Annotated in this window: 6 protein-coding genes; 2 read left to right on the forward strand and 4 right to left on the reverse strand. The window is 26.2% G+C overall.

Going from position 1 to position 12,283, the window contains the following annotated elements; translation table 11 throughout:
* Positions 1-5 precede the first annotated feature (5 nt).
* Positions 6-1,358, reverse strand: a complete 1,353-nt coding sequence (glmU, locus tag UAT33_00125) for a bifunctional UDP-N-acetylglucosamine diphosphorylase/glucosamine-1-phosphate N-acetyltransferase GlmU (protein ID XBC43877.1) — start codon at positions 1,356-1,358, stop codon at positions 6-8.
* Positions 1,359-1,546: 188 nt separating this feature from the next.
* Here glmU and UAT33_00130 point away from each other — a divergent pair, with 188 nt between their 5' ends.
* Both UAT33_00130 and metE read left to right on the forward strand, forming a co-directional pair.
* The gene (locus tag UAT33_00130; protein ID XBC43878.1) at positions 1,547-2,362 is read left to right on the forward strand and encodes a Cof-type HAD-IIB family hydrolase; all 816 of its coding nucleotides are present in this window, start codon (positions 1,547-1,549) and stop codon (positions 2,360-2,362) included.
* A gap of 151 nt (positions 2,363-2,513) precedes the next feature.
* Complete coding sequence (gene metE, locus UAT33_00135; GenBank protein ID XBC43879.1) at positions 2,514-4,784, forward strand: 5-methyltetrahydropteroyltriglutamate--homocysteine S-methyltransferase; 2,271 nt, start codon at positions 2,514-2,516, stop codon at positions 4,782-4,784.
* Between the two features lie 544 nt (positions 4,785-5,328).
* On the opposite strand, the gene UAT33_00140 is transcribed toward metE, so the two are convergent.
* From UAT33_00140 to rpoC, 3 genes are all read right to left on the reverse strand, one after another.
* Positions 5,329-6,192, reverse strand: a complete 864-nt coding sequence (locus UAT33_00140; GenBank protein ID XBC43880.1) for a YicC/YloC family endoribonuclease — start codon at positions 6,190-6,192, stop codon at positions 5,329-5,331.
* Positions 6,193-6,239: 47 nt separating this feature from the next.
* Complete coding sequence (purH, locus tag UAT33_00145) at positions 6,240-7,808, reverse strand: bifunctional phosphoribosylaminoimidazolecarboxamide formyltransferase/IMP cyclohydrolase (protein XBC43881.1); 1,569 nt, start codon at positions 7,806-7,808, stop codon at positions 6,240-6,242.
* 261 nt (positions 7,809-8,069) lie between these two features.
* On the reverse strand, positions 8,070-12,281 hold the full coding sequence (rpoC, locus tag UAT33_00150) for a DNA-directed RNA polymerase subunit beta' (protein XBC43882.1): 4,212 nt from the start codon (positions 12,279-12,281) through the stop codon (positions 8,070-8,072).
* Positions 12,282-12,283: the final 2 nt, after the last annotated feature.

The following is a 12,283-nucleotide window of genomic DNA, read 5'->3' on the forward strand; positions in this document are numbered from 1 at the left end:
TTATTTTAAAACTTTATTTTTTTTTGTATTTCTTTTTTTTTATTATAAACTAAACTAGGTTCATTAACACTTTTCATAACTGTTGTACCTGCTGCAATAATACTATTACTTGTAATAGTAATAGGTGCAATTAATTGACAATGAGATCCAACAAAAACACTATTTCCTATAACAGTATTAAATTTGTTTTTTCCATTATAGTTGCAGGAAATAGTTCCTGCTCCAATATTAACTTTTTTTCCGATCTTAGAATTTCCTAAGTAACTTAAATGTTTAATTTTAGATTCGGAATCTACAGTAGTTTCTTTAATTTCTACAAAGTTCCCTATTTGAGTATTGTTATTTAATATAGTTCCATTTCTTAAATGAGAAAAAGGTCCAATAATACAATTATTAGAAATATTTGTTCCTTCAATAATTGTATATGCTTTAATAGAACAATTATTTCCAATTATACTATTTTTTATAATGCACCCAGGTCCAATTTTAACGGAGTTACCTAGTGTAATATTTCCTTCTAAAATGACTCCATTATCAATTTCTACGTTTTTTCCATGATTTAATGTACCACGAATATTAAAATTTGATTTGTTATAAATTGTAACACCAGATAGTAATAAATTATTAATTTTTTTTTGTTGATACAATGTTTCTACTATTGACAATTGAAGTTTATTATTTATACCTTTTACTTCATTTTTGTCTATAGGGTTAATAGTATGTATTATATGTTTTTCTTTATAAGCTAAATAAATTATATCAGTAATATAATATTCTTTTTTTTTGTTTTGTTTTTTTATTTTTTTAGTCCAGTTTTTTAAATTTTGTCCAGTAGTAATAAAAATTCCAGAGTTAACTTCACAAATTTTTAATTGTTTTTGAGTGGCATTTATGCTTTCTATTATTTTTATTATTTTTCCTTTATTTCTAATAATCCTCCCATAACCTTCTGGATTTTTTAGTTTTGTTGTTAGTAAACTAATAGATGATTTTTTTTTAGAAGATATCAATTGCTTTATAGATAAATTAGATATTAATGGCATATCTCCATATAAAACAAGGTAATCTTCATCATTTTTTAAAATTTTTATCATTTGATATATTGCATTTCCAGTTCCTAATGTTTTTTCTTGTTTTATCCAAGTTAAATTAGTATCAGTAATAATAGATTTGAACAATTTATAGTTATGATTGTAAATTAAATAAATATTTTTTGGATAAATGGATTTTGCTAAATCTATAACATGTTGTAGAATAGGTTTTTCTCCTAATAAATGAAGTACTTTAGGATAATCAGAATGCATTCTTGTGCCTTTTCCGGCAGCAAGAATAATAACATTTAAGTTTTCATTTAGCATGTTTTATTTCCTAGTTTTAATTTATTTTTATGTTAATAATTGTAATTTTATGTTGAGTATACGATGAAATTTTTAAAAAATTATTAAATGATTTTAAATATTATATTTACTGTTAAGCTACATGCATAATTAATTATTTTAATTAAACAATGCCACTGTATTAGTAATTAGTATACATTAAGGATACTATGTATTATCATATTATTTCGTCTGATCTTGATGGAACTTTATTGTCCCCAAAATATCATTTATCTGAATACACGAAAAACATTGTTCAAAAGTTAGTTAAAAGCGGAATACATTTTGTAATAGCTACAGGTAGACATTATACTGAAGTAATGAAAGTTAAGAGTAATTTAGGTATTTCAGATTTCATTATTACATCTAATGGAGCTAGGATTTATGATCCATATAATCAATTAGTATATAATTGTGATCTCAATAAAAATATTGTAATACAATTAATAAACAGATTTTTATTAGAGAAAGATATATCAATTCAATTATATTCTCATAATAATTGGTACGTCAGTGGTAATTTATATAATGATTTTAATTCCTATTCATCACTTGGATTCAGATATAAGTTACTTAATTCCGAAGTATTGAAGAATAAAAATATTAGCAAAATATTTTTTACTAGTATAAATATTAATAAATTATTGTTTTTGAAAAAATATATTGTAAATAAGTATAAAAATATCGTAAATGCTAGTTTTTCTTGTTCTAATTGTTTAGAAATAGTATCTTCTAAAGTTTCTAAAGGAAATGCTTTGAAATTAGTATCTAATTTTCTAGGGTTATCGTTAAAAAATTGTTTGTCTTTTGGTGATGGAATGAATGATAAAGAAATGTTAGAAATGTCTGGAAAAGGATGTATTATGAAAAATGGAGATCCTGATTTAAAAAAGTGTCTTCCTCATATTGAAATTATTGGTAGTAATATGGAAGATGGAGTAGCACGTTATTTAAATAAATTTTTTAAATTGATTTTAGATATATAATGAAAGCGTATTTTTATATTTATAAATTATTGTATTTAATATATTAGTATAATTTATTTATAAATTGTAAATTTGGTATTTAAATATATGGTATTTAATTAAATTTATTTTATAGTAGTATTATATTTAATGTTTTCACATGGAGTTTTATATGAAAGTTGTTAGTCATACGTTAGGTTTTCCTAGAATTGGTATAAAACGTGAATTAAAAATTGCACAAGAAAGTTATTGGTCCGGAAATATTTCTAAAGACGAATTATTATCAGTTGGAAAGATGTTAAGAAGACGTCATTGGGAAAAACAAAAGAAAGAAGGTATTGATGTTATTCCTGTTGGTGATTTTGCTTGGTATGATCATGTTTTAGGAATGACTATGTTATTAGGAAATATACCTGAAAGACATGAAAATAAAGATAGAACTATTACTTTAGATACATTATTTCGTATTGCTCGTGGGTATTCTGTTAATTCGAAGTCAGTATTGGCATCAGATATGACAAAGTGGTTTGATACTAATTATCATTATATTGTTCCTGAATTTACAGTTAATTCAAAATTTAATTTGTCTTGGTTACAATTATTAGAAGAAGTTGATGAAGCTAAATTGTTTTATAGTAAAGTTAAACCTATTATTTTAGGTCCATTAACTTATTTATGGTTAGGAAAAGTAAGAGGACCTTATTTTGATAAGCTAAGTTTATTAAAAAAAATTATTCCAGTATATCAAGATATTTTATCACAATTAAAGGATAGAAATATTGAATGGATTCAAGTTGATGAACCTATTTTAGCGTTAGAATTACCTAAAAAATGGAAGGAATCTTTTTATTTTGCTTATAACAGTTTGTTAGGATATAGTAAAATATTATTAACAACTTATTTTGGAAGTATTAACCATAATTTAGATGTTATTTGTAAGCTTCCTGTACAAGGTTTACATGTGGATTTAATTTCTGGAAAATGTAATTTATCTTTGTTAAATTCTCAAATTCCTGAAGATTGGTTAGTATCTTTAGGTGTTATTAATGGAAGAAATATTTGGCGTTCAGATTTAACTCAATGGATTTCAAAATTGAGATCATTTTTGATGTTTAGAAAACAAGTTTGGATCGCTCCTTCTTGTTCATTATTACATTCTCCTATAGATCTCAAATATGAACACTCTTTAAATAAAGAAGAAAAAGATTGGTTTTCTTTTTCTATACAAAAATGTCAAGAATTATCTTTATTAAAGAATGCACTAAACAATAATATATTAGATGAAATAGAAGCTTGGAGTCAACCAATACGATCTCGATGTAACTCAAGTATAGTTAATAATGTTTTAGTAAAAAATAGAATTGATGCGATATCATTAAGTGATAGTAAAAGAAAAAATATATATTCTATTAGATCAAAAAAGCAAGAAAAGAAATTCAATTTACCGGTTCTTCCTGTTACCACTATAGGCTCTTTCCCGCAAACTAACGAAGTAAGAAAATTACGTTTTGATTTTAAAAAAGGAAAAATAAGTTATAGAGAGTATAAGGATGAAATTCGTAAGCATATAGCTTTAGCTATTAATCTTCAAGAAAATTTAGATATTGATGTTTTAGTGCATGGTGAATTTGAACGTAATGATATGGTAGAGTATTTTGGAGAAAATTTAAATGGTTTTATTTTTACTGAAAATGGATGGGTTCAAAGTTATGGATCAAGATGTGTAAAACCGCCTATTATTTTTGGAGATGTTAGTCGTTCTCAATCTATTACTATAGATTGGATTATGTATGCGCAGTCTTTAACAAAACGACCAGTAAAAGGTATGTTAACAGGACCTATAACTATTTTATGTTGGTCTTTTTTAAGAGAAGATTTATCTAAAGAAAATATAGCAAAGCAAATAGCATTATCTTTACGCGATGAAGTATTAGAATTGGAAAGTAAAGGAATAGGAATTATTCAAATTGATGAACCAGCTTTAAGAGAAGGATTACCATTACGACATAGTTTATGGAATCAGTATTTATCTTGGGCAATTGAAGCTTTTCGAATAACTTATTCTGGTGTTCGAGATGATACACAAATTCATACACATATGTGTTATTGTGAATTTAATGATATTATGAACGCTATTGTTTTATTGGATGTGGACGTTATTACTATTGAAACATCACGATCTAATATGGAATTATTAGAATTTTTTAAAAATTTTAAGTATCCAAATGAAATTGGTCCAGGTGTATATGATGTTCATTCACCTAATATACCTGATGTAGAATGGATAATTTCTCTATTAAGAAAGGCTATTAATTATATTCCTATAAAACGATTATGGGTAAATCCTGATTGTGGATTAAAAACAAGAGATTGGAAAGTTACTAGATTAGCGTTAAAAAATATGGTTAAAGCTGCAAAAATTATTAGAAAAGATTATAATTAACGATATGATTAAAAAAACGATGTTTGTTATAAAAGCAACATCGTTTTTTTAATCATATCGTTAATTATAATCTTTTCTAATAATTTTTGCAGCTTTAACCATATTTTTTAAATGTAATGGAATGAATTTGAATATTATTTTTGATATTTAATACCAATATTATTAAATAAATATAAATATATTTTATTGATATTTTAAAGTTAATATTTAAATTTAGTTTTAATTATTTAAAAATATATTTTAAAATTTATAAAATCTTATTTTAGTAAAAATTTTTGAATATTTTATTAAAATAATATCCAATTTGGATGTCATTATGAGTATTATAATATCATATGATTATTGTTATATCGATTACTGGTGTAAGTATTGTATAAAACTTAAGTAATTTTAAATTATTATTAATATTATAATTAAAACTAAAAAAATGTCATTTCAAGATTAATTTTGGATATTTTACAGAATAGTTAACAATAATAGAAGTAAACTATATTATAATATATTAAAATAATATTAAATTTTATATTAAAATTATATTTAAATTTTATTCGACATTTTGACTTTGCTCTCTAATTTGTTCAATTAATACTTTTATTTCTATTACGGATGAGTGAATATCAAAATTTGAAGATTTTGAAGATAATGTATTAACTTCTCGATTAAGTTCTTGCATAATAAAATCTAATTTTCGTCCAATAGGTTTTTTGTTTTCTAGTGTAGATAAGGCTTTTAAAATATGTATATCAATTCTATCCAGTTCTTCTGAAATATCAGTTTTTTGTATTATAAAAAATAATTCTTGATTTAATCTACTTTGATCAATATTTATTTTAAGCTCTTTAACTTTTTCTAAAATTCGTTTTTTTTGATAAGTTATTACTTTAGTGATATTATTTCTTATAATTTTAATATTGTATTGTATAAAAAATAATTTATTTTCTATTACTTTTTTAAGATTAGTTCCTTCGATTTTTCTAAACTTTAGTAATTGTTTTATAGTTTTTTGAAATAATTCTGATAATTCAGAAGAAATTTTGTTTATATTATTATTTTCTTTATTTATTACTCCTGGCCAATTTAATAAGTCAATAATGTTTATGACTCCATCTGGAATATTTAACTTAATATATTTAATATATTTTATTAGTTTTTTAATTAAATTAATATTAATAGATTTAGATGATGTTATATATTTATTAGATTTAAATTGCAAATAACATTCTACTTTTCCTCGATTTAAATTAGATCTAATATATTGATAAAATAGTGGTTCTAGTTCTCTAAATTCTTCTGATAATCTAAAACTAATTTCTAAGTAACGATGATTAAATGAACGAATTTCAAAAATAGCACTACCCCATATCTTATTAATTTTTTCTTTTGCATATCCTGTCATGCTATATATCATAATCTAATCTCATTAAATTAATATTTATATATTTGATTTGATAATTTTTAATGTTTAAAATATCTCTTATTTGTAAAAATCATAGAAATATTATATTGATTAACAGATGAAATTATTTCTTGATCTCTAATCGACCCACCAGGCTGAATGATACAAGACGTTCCTTGATTAGCAATAGTTTCAATACTATCTCTAAATGGGAAAAAAGCATCAGATGCTATAATAGTTTTCTTTAAGCTTATTTTCTTTTCGTTAGCTTTTGTTATTGCAATTTTAATAGCATCAATACGACTAGTTTGTCCTGCTCCAATACTAATCGTCGTTAAATCTCTAACATATACTACGGCATTAGATTTAAGGTATTTAACAATTTTTAAAGCAAATAAAGCATCGCATATTTCTTTTTTAGTTGGTTTCTTTTCACTAACTATTTTCCAATCTATATTTTCTATATGATTAAAACAATTAGTTTGTATTAAAAAAGCTCCATTAATAGATTTTATATTTAATTCGTCTTTTTTAATTGATTCATTATGGTATTTTAATACTCGTAAGTTTTGTTTTTGTGAAAATATTTCTAAAGCTTCATTAGTAATATTTGGAGCTATAATTAACTCTACAAATTGTTGATTTATTATAGTTTTCGCTGCTCTTTTTTTTAACGTTCTATTAAAAGCAATTATTCCACCAAAAGCAGAAGTAGAGTCAGAATTATAAGCAGATAAATAAGCAGAATAATGATCTTTTGAAATTGCTGCACCACAAGGGTTTCCGTGTTTAACAATTACACAAGCTGGTTCATTAAATTCTCGTATACAAGATATAGCTATATCAGAATCAGATACATTATTATAAGATAAAGTTTTTCCTTGTATTTGAGTGACGTTATAATTTTGAGATAAATTTATATATAATCCTGCTTTTTGATGTTTGTTTTCTCCATAAATTAAATTATTTTTCTTTTTAAATATATAATTTAAGTATTTTGGTAAAATATTAGAATTATTATTAATATCATTATTTATTAAATCTGAAAAATGTTTTACGATGTTAAAATCGTAATTAAAAACATATTGTAATGCAATATAAGCTAATTTTAATCGTGTTTTTTGAGAAATTTTATTATTATTATTATCCATTTCTTTGATAATGTTATTGTAATCATTAGGTGTAGTTACAACTGTAATATATTCATAATTTTTTGCAGCAGCTCGAACTATAGTTGGCCCGCCAATGTCAATTGCTTCAATTATGTCATTAGAATTTAATTTTTTTTTATTGACTGTTTCAAGAAATGGATAAAAATTTATTATAACTAAATCCATTTGAGTTATATTGTAATTATCAATTACATCTTGATCTTTTTCTGAACGCGCTAATATTCCAGCATATATTTTATGATGAAGTGTTTTAACTCTTCCATTTAGTATTTCGGGAATATTGGTATATTCAGAGATGTTTTTAGATTTAATTCCTGAACTTTTTAATATTTTTTGTGTTCCTGAAGTAGAAAACAAATTAATTTTTTTTTGGACAAGACTTTTGGAAAATTCTATAATTCCAGTTTTATCAAAGACACTAATCAATGCATTTTTTATTATTATATTTTTTTTCATGTTTTTAGTCTTAAATGTGAACGTTATTAGAATGATAAGATATTAAAATTTTATTTTTTAAAAATTATATATTTATGTTTCTAATCTGTATATTTTATATAATATAAGCTTATTAATAATTTTTTATAGATTTCTCATTATTAAAAAATTAAACTAAAATAAATAATAATATTTATTTTAGTTTAAAACTATTTTTATAGTATAGAAAACATTAAAAATAAACATTCACATAAATAGTAAATGTTTATTTTCTATTTTAATTTATAAAGTAGAATTTAATAATTCCGATAAATTAGCTGACGCTTCTTCTGCACTAATAGAAGGTACTAAGTTAGTATTTATGTTTTCTTTCTGACGGCGATTTAATCGTTTTTTGTGGTAAGCATACCCTGTTCCTGCAGGAATTAAACGCCCTACAATAACATTTTCTTTTAATCCTCTTAGTTCATCTTTTTTTCCTGCTACTGCTGATTCAGTAAGTACTCTAGTTGTTTCTTGAAAAGAAGCTGCAGATATAAATGATTCTGTAGCAAGCGATGCTTTAGTAATACCTAATAAATCTCTAGAAAATGTTGCTAATACTTCTTTTTTGCAACTAAGGATATGATTTGATATTTTTACTCGAGAATATTCTACTTGTTCTCCAGTTAAAAATTTTGAGCTTCCAGATTGAATTATTGTTGCTTTACGTAACATTTGCCTTATTATAACTTCGATATGTTTGTCATTAATTTTAACTCCTTGAAGGCGATATACTTCTTGAACTTCATTAACAATATATTTTGTTACAGCTTGAATTCCTCTTAATCGCAAAATATCATGAGGAGATTCTGGCCCGTCTGATATAATATCTCCTTTTTCTACTCTTTCTCCTTCAAATACGTTTAATTGTCTCCATTTCGGAATCATTTCTTCATAAGGATCGCTTCCATCATATGGTGTAATAATTAAACGACGTTTTCCTTTTGTATCTTTTCCAAAAGAAATAAAACCACTAATTTCAGCTAAGATTGCTAGTTCTTTTGGACGACGTGCTTCAAAAAGATCAGCTACTCTTGGAAGTCCACCAGTAATATCTTTAGTTCCTCCTGATTCTTGAGGAATTCTAGCTAAAGTATCTCCTGACCTAATTTTGATATTGTTGTCAATTTGTACTATAGCTTTTCCTGGTAGGAAATATTGTGCAGGCATATCGGTACCAGTAATTAAAACATCATCATTATTATCATCTATTACTTTTAATGATGGTCGTAGATCTTTTCCTATTGCTGTTCTTTCTGATATATCTAGTATGACTATAGATGTTAAACCTGTAAGTTCATCGGTTTGTCTGGTAATACTTTGTCCATCAACCATATCAATAAATTTAATATATCCACTAACTTCAGAAATTACCGGAATAGTATGAGGATCCCATTTTGCTACTATTTCACCTGGTTTTACTTTTTCTTTGTTTTGTTTAGCCATAATAGCTCCATATGGAACTTTATAACTTTCTTTTGTTCTTTTAACTTCATCAATAATTTTAAGCTCAACGTTACGTGAGGTAATAATAATTTTTCCTTCAGAATTAATTACAGATTTAGCATTATTTAATTCTATAATTCCATAATTTTTTACTTGTATATTAGATTCTGTTGCTGTTCTTGATGCAGCCCCTCCAATATGAAAAGTACGCATTGTAAGTTGTGTACCTGGTTCTCCAATAGATTGTGCGGCAATAACTCCAATTGCTTCACCTTTTACAACTATATTTCCTCTAGCTAAATCTCTTCCATAACAATGAGCACAAACACCAAAATTGGTTTCACAGTTTACTACCGATCTTACTTTTATACTATCTATAGAATTTGCTTCTAAGATATCACACCATTTTTCATTTAATAATGTATTTCTAGGAACTAATATATCAGCTGAATAAGATTTTAGAATGTTTTCTACCGTGACACGACCTAAAACTTTTTCTCTTAATGGCTCTTTTACGTCACCTCCTTCTATGACTGCAGTCATAACGATTCCTTCTCGAGTATCACAGTCATCTTCAGTAACTACTAAATCTTGAGCAACGTCAACTAAACGACGAGTCAAATAACCTGAATTAGCAGTTTTTAAAGCGGTATCTGCTAATCCCTTTCGTGCACCATGAGTAGAAATAAAATATTGCAGTACATTTAATCCTTCTCTGAAATTTGCTGTAATGGGTGTTTCGATAATAGAACCGTCTGGTTTAGCCATTAGTCCTCTCATTCCAGCTAATTGCCGAATTTGAGCTGCTGATCCTCTAGCACCTGAATCAGCCATCATAAAAATACTATTAAAAGATATTTGTTGTACTATTTTCCCTTTGTTATTGATCACAAGTTCTGTAGATAAGTTTTTCATCATAGCTTTTGCAACACGCTCATTAGCTGCGGCCCAGATATCAATAACTTTATTATATCTTTCACCCGAAGTGACGAGTCCAGATTGAAATTGATCTTGTATTTCTGCTACTTCAATTTCAGCTTCTGCAATAATGTTGGCTTTTTTTTCTGGAATTACCATGTCGTCTATTCCTACAGATGCGCCAGATCGTGCAGCATAAGCAAACCCCGTATACATAATTTGATCAGCAAAATCTACAGTAGGCTTTAATCCTAAAATTCGGTAGCAAACATTTAGCATGGTAGAAATAGATCTTTTTCCTAATATTTGATTAACTATAGAAAAAGGTAATCCTTTAGGAACAATCATCCATAAAATTGCTCTTCCTATAGTAGTATTCATTATTTTTTGTGTTTTTAAAAATTTTTTGTTTTTTATGAGAGTATATTCTGAAATTTTTACTTTTACTTTAGCATGTAATTTAGCTAATCCCATGCGATATACTCTTTCGGCTTCTTTAGGATTACTTAATATCATACCTTCTCCTTTTATATTAATTTTTTCTCGAGTCATATAATATAGTCCTAATACAACATCTTGAGAAGGTACAATAATTGGTTCTCCATTAGCAGGTGATAAAATATTATTAGTAGACATCATTAATGAACGTGCTTCTAATTGGGCTTCTAATGTTAATGGAACATGTACAGCCATTTGGTCTCCATCAAAATCTGCATTATATGCTGCACATACTAATGGATGTAATTGTATAGCCTTACCTTCTACTAATACTGGTTCAAAAGCCTGAATACCTAGTCTATGTAAAGTAGGTGCTCGATTTAATAATACTGGATGTTCACGAATAACTTCGTCTAAAACATCCCATACAACAGATTCTTCGCGTTCTACCATTTTTTTAGCTGCTTTGATTGTAGTAGCTAATCCTTTTATCTCTAATTTTCCATAAATAAATGGCTTGAATAATTCTAAAGCCATTTTTTTTGGTAGACCACATTGATGTAAACGTAAGTAAGGTCCGACTGTAATTACTGATCTTCCTGAATAATCTACTCTTTTCCCTAATAAATTTTGTCTGAATCTTCCTTGCTTTCCTTTAATCATATCAGAAAGTGATTTAAGCGGACGTTTATTAGACCCTGTTATAGCTCGACCTCTTCTTCCATTGTCTAATAGTGCGTCTACTGCTTCTTGCAGCATTCTTTTTTCATTTCTTACAATAATGTCAGGCGCTGATAATTCTAATAGTCGTTTTAACCGATTATTTCGGTTAATGACTCGACGATATAAGTCGTTTAAATCTGATGTAGCAAACCGTCCCCCGTCTAATGGAACTAACGGTCTAAGATCAGGAGGTAAAATAGGTAATACAGTTAAAATCATCCATTCAGGTTTATTATGTGATTGTATAAATGATTCTAGTAATTTAATACGTTTTGTTAATTTTTTTCGTTTAGTTTCAGAATGGCTATTGCACAATTCTTGTCTTAAGGTATCACATTCTTGCTCTAAATTTATATTAGTTAATAATGATTGTATTGCTTCCGCACCCATTTGTGCATTAAATTCGTCTCCAAATTCTTCTAATGCATGTAAATATTGTTCTTCAGTTAAAATTTGACGTTTTTCAAGATTAGTTAGTCCTTCTTCAATTATTACGTAAGATTCAAAGTAAAGTACTCTTTCAATATCTCGTAATGGCATGTCTAACAATAATCCAATTCTTGACGGTAGTGACTTTAAAAACCAAATATGTGCAATAGGTGAAGCTAATTCAATATGTCCCATACGTTCTCTACGAACTTTACTTTGAGTAACTTCTACGCCACATTTTTCACAAATTACTCCACGATGTTTTAATCGTTTATATTTTCCACATAAACATTCGTAATCTTTTACTGGTCCAAAAATACGTGCGCAGAATAATCCATTTCTTTCTGGTTTAAATGTTCGATAATTAATAGTTTCTGGTTTTTTAACTTCTCCAAATGACCAAGAACGAATCATATCTGGAGAAGCAAGAGCAATTTTTATTGCATCAAATTCATCAGTTTTAATTTGTGATTTTAAAAATTTTAATAAATCTTTCACGA

This window comes from Buchnera aphidicola (Floraphis choui), assembly GCA_039830045.1.
GTDB classification, from domain to species: domain Bacteria; phylum Pseudomonadota; class Gammaproteobacteria; order Enterobacterales; family Enterobacteriaceae; genus Buchnera_B; species Buchnera_B aphidicola_AX.

What these genes read in the sequence shown, in the direction of transcription:
- glmU (XBC43877.1), bottom strand. Translation starts at nt 1,358, where the DNA reads ATGCTAAATGAAAACTTAAATGTTATTATTCTTGCTGCCGGAAAAGGC.
- UAT33_00130 (XBC43878.1), top strand. Translation starts at nt 1,547, where the DNA reads ATGTATTATCATATTATTTCGTCTGATCTTGATGGAACTTTATTGTCC.
- metE (XBC43879.1), top strand. Translation starts at nt 2,514, where the DNA reads ATGAAAGTTGTTAGTCATACGTTAGGTTTTCCTAGAATTGGTATAAAA.
- UAT33_00140 (XBC43880.1), bottom strand. Translation starts at nt 6,192, where the DNA reads ATGATATATAGCATGACAGGATATGCAAAAGAAAAAATTAATAAGATA.
- purH (XBC43881.1), bottom strand. Translation starts at nt 7,808, where the DNA reads ATGAAAAAAAATATAATAATAAAAAATGCATTGATTAGTGTCTTTGAT.